A 17,954-nucleotide genomic window follows, 5' to 3' on the forward strand; every position below is an offset into this window, starting at 1 on the left:
TTCTCTGTAAAAATAATTATAGAAGTCGAAATAAAAGTAGACTTAAAAACAATAAACAAAGTATTTAGGAGGATTTATGTTTAAAAGAAATAAGCAATTAAGTATTATTACAGCTCTTTCATTAGCAATTTACATTCTACTACTTCTGTTCGGTTCATTTAAAACCGAATATCCATTAACTGATTTTACAAAAACAGATATTTATCAATACCTCGGAACTGAGAGTGAAAAATTAAAGCTCCCACCTTTCTCTCCTGAAGCCATTTCCATGGATGCAAAAGCGAATAATAGCATCGGCCGCTATGTAGAAAAAAATCAGTTTAATAAAGATCAATTAGCTTTACTTCAACAAGAGGTGCCCCTTTATTCGATTGAAATTAATGCAGATAAGCAAGTGTATCAAATTAATCCAGTTACCGGACAATTAACAATGGCATCAGGAATCCAAATGCCTGTCAGTGGACAAAACGGGATAGATAACTTCGTAAAATCATACTTTGGCGAGGAATATGTTTCTCAAACGAAGGAAGTTTCAGATAATGGAATTTTCGAAGATTGGGATCAGAAGTATGTTTTTACAGCTCCAACATCACTAAATGATATTACCAAAGTAATTGAAATTTATACAATCAATGATGCAATTGTTAAATTCCAGCATTTTGGGGAGGCCAATGAATTTCCACTCACAGAGGAATCCATCTGGGCAATGATTACTGAAACTTTCTCGGCTCTACTTCTTGGTGTGCTTCTCCTTATTGTTACCGTACAGCTTATTAAAAGGTTAAGAAAAAAGCAAATTGAGACCTTTTTCTGGCCATTCTTATGGTCAGCACTGGTTGGTTTTAGCTCGTTCTTCTTAGCTAGCGCAAAAGAAGGTTCCATAACTGGTTTAGGTGTGCTTGGGTCTGCAGTAATGGCCTACCTTACCTTCGCAACCTTGTTAATTCGTTGGAAGAAGTCTACCGAAAGCAAGGATACGAATATTCTTGAATGGAAAAACTCCATTTTTCAAGGGTTTCTTTTTATGCTCATTGGTTTTTCGTTAACGGAACTCTTCCTTTTTGTCGCTGGAATCTTTGGGGCGTGGAAGTCCCCAGTGCTGAATTACGATCTCTTGATTAACGTCAACCCATGGATTCTTCCGATTGTTCCCCTTTTTATTGGCTTAAGCGCAGCCATTTGGGAGGAAGCTGTTTTCCGCAGATACATGATCCCATTTTTTGATCGATTTTCTGTCGTCGCTTCTGTGATTTTGACATCATTTTTCTGGGGAATCCAACACTTAAGCTATGACGTATACCCATGGTATTTACGTATAATTGAATTTATGATTATCGGATCATTTTTCTATTTCATTTATAAAAAATTTGGCTTTAAAACGGCGATTTTCTGTCACTATTTCTATAATAGCTTGTTCACCTCACTCTTTTTATTCCGGCTTGATTTGAAAGTGGGATTTGTTGCTCTCATCCTTAGCATCAGTCCATTGCTAGTACTGCTGCTTAAAACAAAATCTCAAGAGGCACGTATGAAAGAGCGTTGCTAAATATTGCTTGAATAAATGGCGTGATTACAAAAGAAAAGATTATAAGGCTAGAGCAAAAAAAGGTTTATGTATGCAATGTGGTAGTACTATGGATTCTCCTGTTTCTACTCACACAAAAAAAGTAAGCCCTTCTTATTGTTCAAAATGCCAAGAGTATTATCAAGACATATTCAAAGAACAAAGACCAGGTTCAATGCTGAGCCTGGTCCTTTCAATTCTCTATTTAACTCATCAAAAATTGTTTACTCACAGAATATAAAGAATTAAAAGTTTGCCTAAAATTAAATTAAGTAAATCCTTGTCAACACGGCGAAGTTAACTTAAAATTACAGAATTTTATTGTTGCTTTGAAAATTCCACTAAGTCCTGTGACATTGTACCAATTTCATCTGCTGAGGCATTCAATTGTTCTGTAAGAGCCGCTTGCATTTGCGCAAGCTCACTAATTTTATCCATATAATCAATAATTGTATCTATGGAAACCTTTATTTGCATTAAACTTGATTCAATATTACCTGTTGCCTCAGCAGAATTAACTGCTAATTTTCTTACCTCTTCAGCTACTACACCAAAACCTTTTCCTTGTTCTCCGGCACGTGCGGCTTCTATAGCGGCATTTAACCCTAGTAAATTTGTCTGATCCGCTATCTCTCGAATAAAATTTGATATAAGCTGTGTTTCATCTGCTAACCCTTTCGCGTCATTGGCAGCTCCTGTTGTTTTTTCCTGTGTGTTCGCCAGTTCCTGTGCTTGCAATGTAATAGAATTAATGCCTACAACCATTTCATTAATAGAAGCTGATAACTCCTCCATACGTGTCATCGTTTCTTGCACATTTTGCTCTTTCATTTTTTCATGTGTAATATCTCGAATCGTTCCTGCCACTCGCAAAGGAGCTCCCTCACTATCACGAAGCGTTGTACCGCTCGCATGAAACCAGCGATATTCACCTGATTTTAACTGAAGGCGATAATCTACTTTAAATGGCGTACACCCAGAAAAGTCTAATAAATGTGCACTAAACGAATCTAATGCAAACTGCTTATCCTCTGGATGCAAGCGATCACTCCAAGAGCTCATAATATTCGGAAAATCATGTTCATCCTTGAAGCCTAATGTTCTTCGAAATTGTTCACTCCACCAAAAGGAATTCTGTGGATTTAATGGATCACCTTGATCTACAACCATATCCCATGGAGCTTCTACTAGAGCTTTATTGATTAAATCATAACGTGTTACATATCCCTGTAATTTTTCTACTTTTATTTTTTTATCATGAATATTCATAATCGTTCCTGTTATTTTATACTGATCATCTATAAGACGGGAAACTGTTCCTGTAGCCCGTATCCAGTGCTCTTGACCATCACTAAAGCATAACAAATGCTCCATATTAAATGGAGTTTGTGTCGCTAAACTCTCCTCTAGCATCTCTTTAAAATCAGAACGATGCGCCACTGCAATTAACTTCAAAAAATCTTGAAAATTGTCTTTAAGAGCATAACTATCAAATCCTAAGAACTCTTTTAATTCTGTCGAAACTGTAAATATATTGTTTGGATCATCCAAGTGTCCGTTCAATACTTGTAATTCCCAAAGACCAATTTCATTACTCTTCAATGTATTATCCAATTTTTTCTGTAATTGCTCTTCAGATTCTTGTCGAAGCCTATTCACTTGATTTAAATTATGTACAAACTCTTGTAATTCTTCATTTGTTGAGGCTAATGTGTACTCATAATCAAATTGACCCTGTTTAGCCAATTGCAAGTGAACCTCACTCAATTTAAGAAGATTACCAATTGATATGTTCAGTTCTTTTTTTAAAAACATTCTTAGTTCCCCTCTCTATGGACTAAATCTCACGATTAATTCAAGAATTAGTTATGAATCTTAAATCATGTTTCGTGTTTTCTCATTATAACCGACAAAAAAGTTAAAAAGAACTTGAAAAATGTTATATTATTTTTAAAAAACATGCGTCACTGCTATTTTTCTCTAGTTACGCGCATGTTCAAACAATTATTCATTAAATTAACATCAAAAAAGTCTTAGATTAACTGTGAAGAGTGTAATTGAAATAAGTAATGACATTTCACAAAAAAATAGCTGTACAGAGTGAATGATTCTTCACCTGTACTGCCCAAATCTATAATATTTTATTGTTTAAATTTCAACATAAAAACTGTACCTGCTGCTCCCGTTTGGACACTAATGGATCCATCGTGCAAATCGATTAACTGCTTAGTAATAGCCAAGCGTAGACCTGTACCTTTTGTATCGTCCGATGTATTAGTCCCTTGATAATATCGCTTACAGAGGTTATCAAGCTCCTCCTGAGGATTCCAGGACCTTTATCAGCAATGGTCAGCATAATTTTATTGTCAATATTTTGCGCTTCTACACTTACCTTTGTCCCATCAGGAGTATATTTTTTAGCATTAGTTATTATATTGTCTAAACTGTGCTTAAATAAAAGCTGTCTGCTTCGAGCATGCCATTCCATAAACGTGGGTTTGGCCCTTAATAGCTAGTGTTTGTCCTCTAAGGATAAATGAATATACAACAAAAGCGTCATCAAAGAGTGATCTTTTCACAATTCTCTATTTTAAATTACAACGAGGGAGAAGTATTTAATTATCCCTTTAATTACAACCTTTTTTCAATATTATGCAGAACCGGGTATGCTTAGCGCCTTTACCGGGTGAGGAAGTTGCTTGCTAGGAAGTATTAACCTTTCTGCATTCGTTAAAAATCCGTTCACTAAAAACGCTGTATTCGATTACTCCCAAAAAAAATCTTCTCCATGTCTTTTTATCAGAAATAATTCACTACAGTCTTTCCCGCCGTAAAATCTAACTCTGAAGATATCTATAGCGACAATTTAGCCGTAGTTGAATTTTCTTTCCAAATACATAAGTCTGAGTAAGTCCCCTCAAATATGGTGATTCCTTATTTTCGAGGAAACTTCCCGAAAAGACTGCTACCCTATATAGTCTTCCAATATTGGACAACCTCTAAATGAATGAATTATATATAACAAAATGTATTTAATTAAGCCATAATATTTCTTACATCTTAATGGTCTTACTTATGTTTTTGACAATGACCCCCTATCAATTTAAAAGTCATATATCTTCTTTTAAAACTTTAAAACCTCGTATTCAGTTTTTAAGATTTTATTAAGAATCCCTTTATTTTACGATAAGGTAATTCCAATATACTTATATTAATTGAACGAATAGTGAGGTTACATAAAATGTGTAGCGAGCTCCTCACAGAAGGAGGTTATTAGAATGCTGACGTTTATATATGAAGTATTTTCCAGTGTAATAACTGACTTTATATTTGATATCTTTGACAAAACAAAAAGAAACAAAAAATAGCTCTCCTATGCTTGGGTCTAATAGCAACATAATGAATAATGAGGTTACTTTTTGGAAATAAAACGAGTTTCTTTTATTGATTGTATGCAAGGTTCCGTTTACTTGGGATAATACTTGCAAATTTACTTATTTTCATTTTGGAATCGTAGGAAAGTATATAGTTTGAAATGTGTAGCGAGCTTTTTCTACTAAAAAAATAAGCGGGTCCATTTGAACAGGTTTTACATATGTGGACGCACAGAAGGAGGATAATAAAATGCTGACATTTATATATTTAACATGCGTCTTTGCAATTGCTAACTTAATATATGATATCTTTGCTAATATCTTTGGCAACATAAAAAGAAAAAAGGCATAGTCCTCCTAGCTTAGTTTTCCGACTCAACCAGTAAGGTAATGAAGTTGCACATTTAGAAATAAAACGAGTTTCTTTTATTGATTGTATGCGAGGATTTAATTTACTTGGATATTACGCTAAGGCTATTCAGATGTAAGCGGGATTGCCAGAGATGTTGCTAGTATGGTAGAGGAAAACAGACAGCATTAGTACAAGCTGGTGAAAATGGATAGTATATCCTAATGTCCCATTCCATGTCTGCACTTGAATATCTGCTATAATCGGCTTTGATATGGCTGTTCCTAATTACCATTGCAATAAGAATTATGATTATTAATAAAAAGGAAAGTAAGTAATTTCGCATTTGTGAAAACTCCTGTTTTTGGGCGAGTTAACAGTGTAGTCTTTAATGTTAGTTAATGCTTATGCATCAGGAAATTGATGTTAAAAGTCCTGAACGAATTTTAATAATAAAAGCCCCATTTATTAACTTTAAAGGTTATAACAAAACTAAATTAAACCTATTTTAATTTTGTTTAACATAAAGCGTTAATTTACATTTTTTTAAAAAGGAGAATTATACATGAAAATTCAAGCTGGTAATACATTAAATTATTTAAAAATAGAGGTAAATAAAAATGTGAAAAATGAAAGTCTCTTAGATTTATTTGGTAATGAAGATATACATAAAGACGAAGACGAAAAAAATAACAAAACTAAACTTGAAATCAGGTATGAACATGGTTATATACGTAAATATATTGTGAAACCAAATGGACAAAGAGTACTTATTATGGAGGTTAAACAAACCCAAGAAAACATGAAAGAGTCCGGAAATTTAAATGATATTTCTCACGATATGTTGATCCAACAGCTTGAAAAGATATCTAATTCAAAAAAATATGAACGGAATACTTCTATTTTAGAAAAAGAAAAAAATATTTCTAAATATAAAACAGGTATTTGAGGATTAGATTGTCTGTTAGTTTTTTTCTAGTTACTTCAGGTAAACTAAGATTCGCGACCACTAGTACATCCACATCACTTAATGCGTAAGCCATCATTTACTGCAGAACCAAATAGATATACCCTGACTATCGAACTTCCAGCAACTCCTCTACGATTTTTAATGCTTGTATAGGTGTTTTTCAGTTACTCAAATCGCTCATCAACTACAAACTCCTCTCCTCTGATTTTATTCGCATAATGTACGTTTTATTGGTTTCATTAGTATTCAATTAAATGATCCATTACTGAACAAAAGAACCATTTTTTACAGAACATTTTATCTGACTTTAATATAAATTACCAATTTTTATTTCAAAAACACATGCACAAAAATTTTGGATAATAAAAAAATCCTAGATTGAAGTGACCCCTAAAAGTTACACACAGGTTTAATAATGTTCTCGAGCTAAGCGTTTAAATTCTTCTGTTTCTTGAAAAGCTTGTTGGTCTAAATGTTCCTCTGAAATGGCAACAGAATAAGTTTTAGTTTTTGCACCTTCTTTAAAACATCCTTCTCGGGGTGGACAGACCTTACATTTTTCAACGTCAAAAAATAAACCATTCTTGCACTTGCTCCTGGATGTGAATCTGATTTTTTACTTTTTCTATTTGCTAAATGTCCTGCTGGACATACAAATAAACCTGCATCTTTATTAAAGTCAAATCCTTTTTCCGTTTGCTCGCCCATTTTGAGTAATCATTGGATTTAACTTAGAAATCAGTTGAATGCTTTGTTCTTTTGTATAAAGTAAATTGTTTTTCCCTGAATAAGCCGTGTCAGCGGTGACTGTTTCAACTTCCATTCCTGTTACTTTACTTTTTTCAATCAGTTCTTGTAGATAATTTCCATCTGATTTTTCACCTGTTGTAACGACTGCTGCTGTAATAAGACGTTCATCACTAATTGCTAAATGTGTTTTATACCCAAAGAAAGAACTGTCTGCTGTTTTATGTCCTACTCGTGCATCGGTGTCTGTTGAATAATTTAGATGTTCTTGCGTATCTTCTACAGCTTCTTTTAACACGTTCAATTTTTCACAATAAGTTAATTCATCTTTTACTTCGTTAGAAGTATTCTTCTTTAGAAATTTTTCTTTCATGGATTTATCAAATTGATACACTGCTTTGCGGGTATGTTTTGATTTTTCTTGTAAAAATTCTTTCGGTGATTTTTGGTTATAACGTGCTTTGGTAAGTGTTACGTCCACCATGATTGTTTTACTTTTGATAATGTTCTTTTCGAGTGCGAGTTCAACTGTTTATCCAATGAGCATATCTAATAAACTTACGTCTTGAAGACGAAGTCTGCGGAATTTTGTGAGAGCTTGAATCAATCACGTCATCTTCTGGCGCCATACCTAAAAAATACTTGAAAGACATGTCATATTTTGAACGTTCGACAAGGTCTACATCAGATATATTAAAAATGGCTTTTAACAATAAGTACTTAAACATTCAAATCGGAGGTATCGCATTTCTTCCATTGTCTAAACAATATTTTGTTTTCAATTCTTCTAAAATGAATGAGAAATCCACTAGTTCGTTAATTTGACGAAGCATATTACCTTTTGGCACGACAATATCGTAAATGGCCATATATGGACTTAAGTTGAAAGTCTCTTGGTTTGAAATCATTGTGAACACCACCTGCATTTAGTCTCTCAATTATAAATTAAAAAGGCGAGGTATTCGACGAATGAATCGTCGAATACCTCGCTAAGTGGAACCAGATGAAGTTTTTCAGTGCCCTCGTAAAATACCGAACTCATGCCAGCCAATTAACTGCATAATAAAAACTTTAAGGATTCACTACCATTTTTAAATAGTGCCTCTACTACACTATCTTTTATCCTAATCTTATATTATTTCAAGTGTATATGGTTGTGTACTAGCTCTATCGTAATAATCTCTTACTTCAATATAGTATGTTGCTTCATCCAGTTGGACAGTACCTACTTCAGCATCACCAGCTCCGTGAAAATCTAAAGTCGCTACTGTTTTTCCTTTTGCGTCAATAATACGAATGACGCCATCTAGTGCTTTTTCTGTTTGGAGAGAGAAGAATACATCGCGCTTGCGGTCATTGTTAAATTCAAAATAGTCCTTATCACCAAATGGAACACCTGCATTTAGATATTGAGTAGCAACCCATTTATTGTCTTTTTTCGAAAGTATAGTTGGCTTTGTCGGTATACCGTTAACTAACTTAGAATCTATATCTTCATCTACTCTTTTATGATCAATCAAAGTTAAAGTATAAGGTTGAATTGATACTTGTCCAAGGTTCGCTTCATTCACAACAATAAAATAACCGTGATCCTTTTTAGCTTTAAAAGAGGTATCTAAGTTGTTTTCACCTTCTCCAAATGAAATTTGTGTTTTTATTTCTTTTTCATCAATTTCCATATCGCCATTTGTATCTTCAATTAGGAAGCCTGAAAAATTTATGTCATTTTGAAGCTCTTTAGGTAACTTATCTAGCTGTTCATTTGTGAATGCTACGGAAGAAACAAGAAGACTCATGACCTCATCGTTACCCTGTTGTTTATAATAGTAGAAATCAGTATCATCTTGATAAATGAGATGATTTTTATAAGTGATACCAGGTTGAATCATTTGAGGTGCTTCTAGCGTCTTATTATCTCTATTATAGGCTTCAGGAATAGCTCCTATTTTACTTGTTTTAAGTGTATATGGTTCAGAAGAACGCTCACCAAGATTGACTACTTTCACAACATAGGTTTTGCCCTTTTTCAATGCAACTGGCTTTGTATCATTTTCATTATTTGTTGATCTAAGAAGTTGATCGATACGCCCCAAACCATTAGTTAATGAAGTAACTAGGCTTAATTTATTTGTTTCCTCATCATATTCATATATAGTACTAGCTGGTGATTGGTTCATACCTTTTTCAAATTGGAAACTATATAAGACATCTTCTTTAGCTTTAAATAAGAAATAATCTTCATCATCTTCTGTTTGGAAGTATGCTTTTTGATGTTTACCAATATCAAAACGAATCGCTTTCTCCATTATTAAATCTACGTCACTTAATTCCACATCTTCTGGATTTCCAGAGCCATCTTGAGGCGAGAACTTATTCATTAAATCAGTTATTATAGGTAATTGAGCATTTTGTACGTTATTTTCTAGCACTTCTTTATTTAATGGAAGCCCATCTTCATCTTTAGGAATGGTAACGATTTCACCTTTTAATGTGTAAGGAATGATGGATTCTCTTATAATTTCTTCAGTGCCGCCGCTAAGAAACATCTTAAGTATAGTATCGAAAGCGTTTCTATTAGTTACGCTTATTACATACTCTTTATCAGGAATAGCATCGACAACAAGGCTTACTCCGTTGCCTTTATCCGTTCCGAAGGATGCTTGGATTGGATAGGCGTGACCTAAGTCTTTATCTAAGTCTTCTTTTAGATAAAGTTCCAAAGATGCTGTTGTAACACCTGGAATATCAGATAAATCAAATTTCAGTGTCGTTGTTTTATTTACTGTAAATGTAAAATAATCTTGGTCTCCTTGATGATCTTCAGAAAGTAGGGTATAGTTTTTTCCTGTTGTACCGAATGGGAATTTTAGGATATCCTTCTTGTGTTCCAAATCTAATGAATCAATTGGCAATTTTTTAATCGTTTGAGCTGTGAAGACGTAGTGAGAATCGCCCTTTGTGCTATAGCTGCCATTATAATCTTTAATTCCAATAAGTAGGGTTCCCTTTTGATCTGCTTTATATAGGTATCCTTCTTGCTTGCCTACACGAACATCATTCACGTTAATAGGTTCTACTTCTCCGGAGTGACCTTCAGGGTAGAAGTACACATCAAATGCATAATCGTATTTATTTGCACCTTTTAATGTCAGTTGAGCATATTCATTTGCTTCTAGATCAACCTTGTACCATTTCTTTTCGTCCGGTTGCTTGAATTCACCTTGTTCCGTATTCAATGTATTCTTTTTAAGGACTTTTGCGTTTTTCATACGCTCTCCTTTTGTTTCAGAATACTGTTTAGGTAAATTTTTTAAGTCGAATTGCAATGCTTTTACAGAATCGACAAGCCCATGTCCAAATGTAAGGTCATAGCCCTTCTTACCTAAATCCTTTGCAGTCATTTCAAGAATTGCTTCTATTTCATGAGGCTTTAAATTTGGATATTTTGATTTTAGTAGAGACGCTATACCTGCAACTACAGGAGATGCCATAGATGTCCCACTATCTACTTTAAAGGATGATCTTTTTTTCTCATCATAAAATGTACTGTATACATCTTCCCCTGGAGCTACTATGTCAACTGACGGGCCATAGTTTGAATAGTAGGATAGTTCATTTCTATTATTCGTAGAACCTACGCCAATAACGCCTTCGTAAGAAGCAGGAAATGAGTAATTATCTGTCGATTCATTTCCAGCAGCTGCAACAATGGTAATTCCTTTATCAATCGCTTTCTGAACAGCTTCCTTCAGTAGTGTAGAATCTACAGGGAGGCCAAGGCTCAAATTAATAACATCAGCACCTTGCTCAATAGCGTAAAGGATTCCTTGTGCAATGACGAAATCATAGGCATCTTCTTCTCCGTTAAATACATCAATTGGAAGAATCTTAGCATTTGGATTAATCCCATGTCCTCCAATACCATTATCTTTTGCCGCTCCAATAATTCCTGCTACGTGTGTTCCATGGCCAGAAGGAGAATATGTATTTGCAGGTGCTGCAGCATTATATGGTGGAAGCACTTGAGATTTTAGATCTGGATGTTTAAAATCAACGCCAGAATCGATAACGGCTACTTTTACTTCATTGTTGCCTGCTAATTCTAGTGCTTTATCCATTTGAAGTAGGTTTAGATGATACATATCCTTTTTCTTTGGATCTTCTCCTGTGTCAAGGGAATGATACACGTAGCTTGGGGATACACTCTTAACTCCTTTTTGCTTGGCATAATAAGAAACCGCTTTTTCTAAAGTTGTTCCTTTGTTTAGTTTGATAACATCGTACCCTAATGAAGGAATCGTTCGGATCACTTTTGAGCCAATCTTTTTATGTACATTATTATCAAGTCCAGAATGTTTGACGATAATGGTATCCTTACTAATCCAGTCCTTTTCATTTTTCGATGTTTGTTCCTTATTGCTAGCCAATTTCACTAATTCTTGGTTCTTCACTGTTTTTTGTGGTGCTTCAGCAAAGGCTGAAGTAGTAGGAATCAATAGTGCAGTAGTTGCAACTATAGCAATTGATTTTTTAACCCAATTCTTCAATTGTTTTACCTCCTTGAGTGTTTTAATGTGAGTCACATCTGTACCACTACGAATCAATGATAGAAAAGTTTTCATTCATAGTAGTGTAAGTATAATAGAATAATCTTATAGTAAAATAATGGGCTCCTTAACAAAATCTTAAAAACAGAATAAAAGTGTTGTAGTAAAATTACAGATTAATGGGAATAAAACGAGTTTCTTTTATTGATTGTATTCGCGGATTTAAATAGTCGATTTATACCAAAATTTTAGGTATAAATCGACTTTTTCAGTGGCTTCCAAAAGCCGCCCGGTCCTTTTTTTAGGTAGAAAACATCCGATAATCTGTACTTTATGCTTGTACATAATATTCTGGATACATTTGACCACCACATGCTCGTTGGAGTGTAACATTCTGGGAGATGGGGGGAACAACCCGGCAGTAGTTGGGACGGTGGTGTTAAAAGGAGGCTTGCATATCATTCTTTTTGTTAGCTACCCCCCTTTAGATTTGGGCGCACTACGTTCCTTCATTCGATTCATCTATCAATCGTATCGGAGATGACAAGTTAATTATATATGTAATTTGATTAGCTTACTTTTTAAATATAATCTTACCTAAAATAAAATTAAGTATACCCTTGCCAACGCGGCAAAGATATACTTAAAATCACACAGCCACTCTAGACAACTCTAGAAAATTTCATTATGGAGACGGCGGGGATTTGAACTAATTGCTTATAAACCTAGTCATATCAACGTTTTCAAGCACTTTAAATTATTATTAGCCAGATTATAGCCAGACGTGTCAACACCATATTATAAATCTCCATACAGGGAAACTAGCTTCTTTTTATTGCCTAACAAACACCCTAATACATCTTCTGTATGAGTATCAAACACCCACTACCTAACATATGACGATGAACATTTACATTCACATGACTAAGAAGATTAAGTCGGAGACGATACAGAATTTTGTAGATTATTTAGATTTCAAATAGAAAGAAATCTCCAAGCGAGAACACTTTCTATCTTTTTATATATAGAATCTCTTCTTTTAATTCTTTATTTTCTTGAATCCACAATTTATGATTTTCATATTCATGAATTGCAATATTATATAAATCACTTGATACATCATTTTTTCCCCAAAGTTCATTTAATTTCCCAATAGAATTAAATTGCAAAATTCTTTTGGCAGTTGTTTGACCATTACCTAAAAGTTCTTCGTATAAATAAAAAATATTGTTACTATTTTTCTCTATATAATAGAATGAAGTTGCTACCGATCTACCGCTATATAATGCTATACATAATAAAATTAAACAAGCTGATATTAATATTTGAACAATATGAATTATAGCGAATAACAAACCATTTTCAATACTATATGATATGTTAAAGAATTGTATTGAAAAACTTTCAAAAAGAAAACTTACACTGTCTTTAATAGTTTTTGAAGACAATTCTAAGCCATTATTTAAAGAAAAATATATAGCCTTCAATAATGTAGAATATATTGCAATTTCAAATAAACTTTTAATTACTAGCTTAATTCTATCTATATAAGTTAAACTAGATAATTTTAAGTCGTTAGAAGTAGCATCTTTAAAAAATGCTTTAATTATTTCATAACCACGGGTTAAAAACCGAATAAAAATAAATAAAAATGACGTTATTAATAAACTATTAAAAATTTCGAAATTAAATACTGCACAAATAAAAATTAATAAAGTTAAATAAATTGTTAAATAAATACTTATTACTAAATTTTCCAAATTCCTAAAATACAATAATTCCTTCCTTTTTTTCATCCTTTTAGACTTCTTTATTATTTCTCTATTTTTAAATTCTATTGATAAATCCTCATTGAATTTCTCTTTAGATTTAAAATTAATCTTCGAAAAATTTATACATATATACCTTTTGGAAATTCTCGCTATATTGTATTCGATTCGAATTAAAAAAAACAATATGTATAATAACAAAGTTGTTAAAGAAACTACTGAGTATGTTGAAGCAAAAAGTTTAATTATTGTTATCAGTACTGCAATACTCAATATATCGTTAAAACTTATGTTATTCAAGATAATTACAGTATCTAAAATAAATGATATTACTACATTTAAATAACACATTCTTAATATTAGATTACAATCTAATTTTTCATAAATTAAATAGACAATTACTATTCCTATTAAAAATAGAAACCCTATTTCGTTGTTATTATATAGAATTATACCAATAATAAATGGGAGGTTAATAAGTAAAACTTTTATAACATATTTTAATAATTTTTTAAAAATCTCTTTTTCTCCCCTTAAAATTAATTTATCTTTAAATATAAATAAAACTAAGAAGTATAATTTATTGTTATCTCTAAATTCACCTAAATATTGTTTGACAAAATATAAAACATAATAGGCTACTAGTATAACTATTAAAAAAAGAGCTATTTCATTAAGTAAATTAAAACTTTTATTAATAAACTCTATACTTTCACCATTAATAAACGAAATAAAATTTTTATCTATAGTTTGATATAATGTTCCATTCCTAATCTCCCTAAAAAGTAAATTCAAATATACTATAGAGTTAAAGTTATTAAAAAATAATATGAATAAAACCATTAAAGCAGCAAATCCGCTCTGTAAATTAAATAAATAGCTAAAATAACTCTTTTTCTTATCAAACAATTTTATTCCCTCCTACTGTATTCTATATATAAGTTCTAGTTAAATTATACCATTATAAAATTATTTGGTTATAAGATGGTATCTATATCTGCAAACCAAAATCGTATTTAGCAGTTTTTTTTCTTGCTGTAATTCCTCAAAAACGGAATATATCAATAACCCCCTGCTTATAGTAAACAATCAAATAAAAATGGTGTCTTCATGACAATTGGAAAGGAATCGTAGAAATGAACGTAGTAGCTGGTAAATTAGAATTGCAATCGCTTTTGCTGGAGCAAGATGTCTTTTACAATGGTGAAATAATAAGTACAGACATGAAAAAAATCATTCTTTCAATGGCATTCGATCTATTAAATATTTCAAAAGACCATGCTAATTGCAAACTAAAAATACCATTGCTTAGTACATACTAGGCGATGGTATTTTGCGTTTTACTGAAGAAATTCCGCCTATTCATAAAACCGCTTGCTTCACTAAGCTTTCTAAATAATTCAGCTTGTACTTAGGTGGGATCGTGATCGGATTTATTCCATGCTCATTGAACAGCTTCAAATACTTTCGATATGTGCTAGCTGAATATTTTTCAGCTGCCGTGTCTAAGCTTCCTTTAGAAACACATTTCACAATTTCTTTCATTTGCAATTTTTCTCTAGTTGATAAATCCAGTGAAGCAATTATTGCTTCTAGCTTCGCGTAAGAATAGAAATCACCTGTTGGGCAAATATTCAAAATGTAGTTGTTCATATAGTGGGCGTATTTTTCTTTCTTAAAGTAGTCTTTTAAAAACCGTGGCTCACCTTTTTTATACTTTTTATACTTCAAATGATTTTTTTCAACGCTCACCTCAAATCTCATCACCCCTCTTTCCCATCTTTCTACATGTTCATTTTTATCTCCACGTTCTTGTTCCTTATCATAGAAGATGATGTGGATGCTTTTACATTGATGATATTGTGACGTAAAATAAATCTTTTTTTCCAAGTGAGCCGTTTTCTTTTTTAACTTCCTGAATAATTCAAAGTAAATCTTCCTAATATTTTCATTGGAAATCTCAACATCAAATCGATAATCGATTCTACTAAGATTGTGCTGCTCGAATAACAGCACATCCCCATATACGATGCTTAATGCTCTTCTTATATAGCTTTCAACTTGCTCATAATCGTTCTCGTCCACATTCCCTCTATTTAAAATCAAAGGAATATCTATTACCAGCTTGCAAAATGCAATTGGCTTATTCGAAAATTCAACGATACTAATACCTTTAATCATATGCATATGTAAAATTTGGTTTATCGGTTCCGTGCCATAGTGATTCTCTCTAAATTGCAAATGTTCTTTATCTAGTACGATTGATAACTCCGCTGTATGTATCATATTTTATCCTCTTTTGAAGCAGCTGAATTTCTAATTAACGTAGGTATCCCAACGGATTGCCGTTTTTTCTTACGCCAAATCAGCCTCTTATTTATTTTTCTTAGCTGCTTGTATTTCAAGTAACTTTTTCATTCTACAAACTTCAAAGAGAAACTATTCCAAAAAAATATGCTTTACACCTAAATTAGTTTTCAATGTTATTTAGCTAACATTTTAAGAGAGGAAAAACGGAGTGACTGAAGAAGATTAATAGATTAGTGAAAGCAAGACAATTTTGTTTCCTGGAAGAAAATGAGCAATAAAAAATCCTACACCATGTACGATGTAGGATAGAAATCTAATATATTTTGTGAATAGGATTTTCTGACCTCTATTTTAGGCAATATTGTCTTATAAGTTTATTAGTATTCTTTTTAATCCATGCTAATCTAATTGGAAATCAGATAAGTTGGATAAATCGAATATATACAGTTAATAAGATAGTCAACGTGATTTGCAGTACACTTTAAATTAAACCTTTTCTCTTAAGCTCTTCAATTATCTTTAATTCTTTAGCCGTTGGAACTGGAGTGGATTCTTCCTGATTAGGTATTTCACATTGATTTAAGCCCCAATCATTAAGTATGATTAATAGCTCATCAGAAATCCGAATGTCTCTTTCTCGAATTTCATTTAATCCCCAATCCTTATACTGGTTAGAGAGATTAAGCAATAGCTGGACTTTTGATTTTTCATAGCTTTGTTGCTTCTTTTTAAAATACCCGTTTCCTGCAATAATGTTTAGTTTTTTCTCAAAAGGAATCTTATTTCCAATATGTTCTACCAATTCTTGTACTTCGCTATCAGAGTTACTTGGAAAATAATTTGATTGCCATTTTTGAGGCAAGATATGCTCTATTTCCCACTTTTCAGGAAGTAGGTCCTTCTGATTTTGATAAGCAAGAATCTTTAATATCATTCGAACTGTATTACGATGAGCGAGTTTAATTTTATCTTTTAATTCTTGTTCACTTACTCTCGGAAAGTTAAATGCTGGAACTGAAGATTTGATAATTTCGGAGTTTAAATTTAAAATTCCTCTCTTAACAGCGTTAATAGTCGGAGTAACTATATATCTTGCTGCCAAAACTGCAAGTAGTTTCTTTAGAAATTTTAAAAATAGTTCTTCGAAACCGTCCGAATCATTGTATTTAAGATAATATATAACAACTGGGTACTTCCAAAACTCATTTGGATATGAAGTTAATATATCCAGTACTTGTTTAATCTCAATATTTTTCGACCATTCTTCATCTTCAATTTCTACACGATTATTCACTACAAGCCATAAGTTAAGTAACTTATTCAAATTTGTCATCACATCGCTCTTGTATAACTGTTCAAAATTATTTCTAGAATAGTATTTTCTTATTCCTGGTGTTGTTGTATTTCTATCATTTTCTAACGCTCTCAAATAGAACATATAATAATAAAACAGTTTTTGAATACTTTCATTCGCATTAGTTGCTTCATCGTCAAGTTTTTGCCATTGCTCAATGAAAGTTGCTTTCCCATTAGTATCTAACTGATTGTAAATCTTAGCTTTAAAAATATCCGCATCTGATAAAGCTAATCCTCTATCGTTCAAAGTGGAGAAAATTGTTAATGCTGTATCTTGGGAATCTGCCGTAATAGGTAATAAAATCGCTTTATTTAGTACATTTCGAATGAACCAGAAAAACAACTCTGGCTCACTTGTAGCATACTTCTCTATTAGCTCTGTAAATAATTTGTAGTTTAACGAATAGTTATCTTTAGCCAAACTCTCAACTTTGCCTGTAATAAGTATCTCTGAAAAAACTTTGTTTCCTTCGTCTCTCATTACTCTGGATTCAATAAGTGTTTTTTCGAAATCGACCTCAGCAGTTAATTCATCCTGTTCCCACAACGCAGATTCAATTTGTCCCTTAAAGTTTTTAACTTCTTTTGTTTCTGTCATTGAATTTAGTTTTGAATAAAGTGCACGTAGTAATAAAAACAAAGAGGTAATTCGCTGTTGACCATCTATAATTTCTTGTTCGCCATTCTCATTTTCATAAGAAACAATTGTCCCTAGAAAATAGGTACTTTCGTTATTATTTTTTGTATATTCTACTAAGTCCTCAAAGAGCGTTTGAATTTGTTCATCTGACCAAGCATATGGACGTTGATACTCAGGAATAATGAACTTATTAACTTTTCCTGTTTCTAATAATTGTTTAACACTTTGTTTGTTCACTTCGATTGTCGTTGCCACTTCCTATTCCCCTTTCTGTTTCACCCCAATAATACTAAATACAATTTTATTAATTCTTTTACTACTTACAAAT

8 protein-coding genes and 3 pseudogenes are annotated in these 17,954 nt (G+C 32.4%); 3 read left to right on the forward strand and 8 right to left on the reverse strand.

Translation table 11 applies throughout. The features are described 5' to 3' along the window. Nucleotides 1-76 precede the first annotated feature (76 nt). Nucleotides 77-1,546 (forward strand): CPBP family intramembrane glutamic endopeptidase, encoded by a 1,470-nt coding sequence (locus tag C9J31_RS19055; protein WP_107949264.1) that lies wholly within the window; start codon nt 77-79, stop codon nt 1,544-1,546. Between the two features lie 336 nt (nt 1,547-1,882). Here the strand turns inward: C9J31_RS19055 and C9J31_RS24045 are convergent, their stop codons facing one another. Both C9J31_RS24045 and C9J31_RS24170 read right to left on the reverse strand, forming a co-directional pair. After that, complete coding sequence (locus C9J31_RS24045) at nt 1,883-3,379, reverse strand: methyl-accepting chemotaxis protein (protein WP_107949266.1); 1,497 nt, start codon at nt 3,377-3,379, stop codon at nt 1,883-1,885. Between the two features lie 326 nt (nt 3,380-3,705). Then, nucleotides 3,706-4,052 (reverse strand): annotated as a pseudogene (locus C9J31_RS24170) (sensor histidine kinase). Between the two features lie 1,800 nt (nt 4,053-5,852). Here C9J31_RS24170 and C9J31_RS19070 point away from each other — a divergent pair. Then, nucleotides 5,853-6,236, forward strand: a complete 384-nt coding sequence (locus C9J31_RS19070) for a hypothetical protein (protein WP_107949268.1) — start codon at nt 5,853-5,855, stop codon at nt 6,234-6,236. Between the two features lies 1 nt (nt 6,237). On the opposite strand, the pseudogene C9J31_RS19075 reads toward C9J31_RS19070, so the two are convergent. The 4 genes and pseudogenes from C9J31_RS19075 to C9J31_RS19090 form a co-directional block, all read right to left on the reverse strand. Next, nucleotides 6,238-6,408: pseudogene (locus C9J31_RS19075) on the reverse strand (nucleotidyltransferase domain-containing protein); the annotation flags it as partial. A gap of 261 nt (nt 6,409-6,669) precedes the next feature. Further along, a pseudogene (locus C9J31_RS19080) lies at nt 6,670-7,912 on the reverse strand (IS1182 family transposase); the annotation flags it as partial. 222 nt (nt 7,913-8,134) lie between these two features. Beyond that, entirely contained in the window at nt 8,135-11,587 is a 3,453-nt protein-coding gene (locus C9J31_RS19085; protein ID WP_244854835.1) for a S8 family peptidase, read from the reverse strand. Nucleotides 11,588-12,561: 974 nt separating this feature from the next. After that, a complete protein-coding gene (locus C9J31_RS19090) occupies nt 12,562-14,229 on the reverse strand; it encodes a hypothetical protein (protein WP_107949271.1) in 1,668 nt (555 codons plus the stop codon). 227 nt (nt 14,230-14,456) lie between these two features. Here C9J31_RS19090 and C9J31_RS19095 point away from each other — a divergent pair, with 227 nt between their 5' ends. Beyond that, nucleotides 14,457-14,642: a hypothetical protein gene (locus C9J31_RS19095; protein ID WP_107949273.1), complete on the forward strand. Its 186-nt coding sequence runs from the start codon at nt 14,457-14,459 to the stop codon at nt 14,640-14,642. A 40-nt stretch (nt 14,643-14,682) separates the two neighbouring features. Here the strand turns inward: C9J31_RS19095 and C9J31_RS19100 are convergent, their stop codons facing one another. Together C9J31_RS19100 and C9J31_RS19105 are read right to left on the reverse strand one after the other, a co-directional pair. Beyond that, complete coding sequence (locus tag C9J31_RS19100) at nt 14,683-15,606, reverse strand: hypothetical protein (RefSeq protein ID WP_107949275.1); 924 nt, start codon at nt 15,604-15,606, stop codon at nt 14,683-14,685. 505 nt (nt 15,607-16,111) lie between these two features. Then, nucleotides 16,112-17,881: a DUF262 domain-containing protein gene (locus tag C9J31_RS19105; RefSeq protein WP_107949277.1), complete on the reverse strand. Its 1,770-nt coding sequence runs from the start codon at nt 17,879-17,881 to the stop codon at nt 16,112-16,114. Nucleotides 17,882-17,954 lie beyond the last annotated feature (73 nt).

This window comes from Lysinibacillus parviboronicapiens (assembly GCF_003049605.2).
GTDB classification, from domain to species: Bacteria; Bacillota; Bacilli; order Bacillales_A; family Planococcaceae; genus Lysinibacillus; species Lysinibacillus parviboronicapiens.

What these genes read in the sequence shown, in the direction of transcription:
- C9J31_RS19100 (WP_107949275.1), bottom strand. Translation starts at nt 15,606, where the DNA reads ATGATACATACAGCGGAGTTATCAATCGTACTAGATAAAGAACATTTG.
- C9J31_RS19070 (WP_107949268.1), top strand. Translation starts at nt 5,853, where the DNA reads ATGAAAATTCAAGCTGGTAATACATTAAATTATTTAAAAATAGAGGTA.
- C9J31_RS19095 (WP_107949273.1), top strand. Translation starts at nt 14,457, where the DNA reads ATGAACGTAGTAGCTGGTAAATTAGAATTGCAATCGCTTTTGCTGGAG.
- C9J31_RS19055 (WP_107949264.1), top strand. Translation starts at nt 77, where the DNA reads ATGTTTAAAAGAAATAAGCAATTAAGTATTATTACAGCTCTTTCATTA.
- C9J31_RS24045 (WP_107949266.1), bottom strand. Translation starts at nt 3,379, where the DNA reads ATGTTTTTAAAAAAAGAACTGAACATATCAATTGGTAATCTTCTTAAA.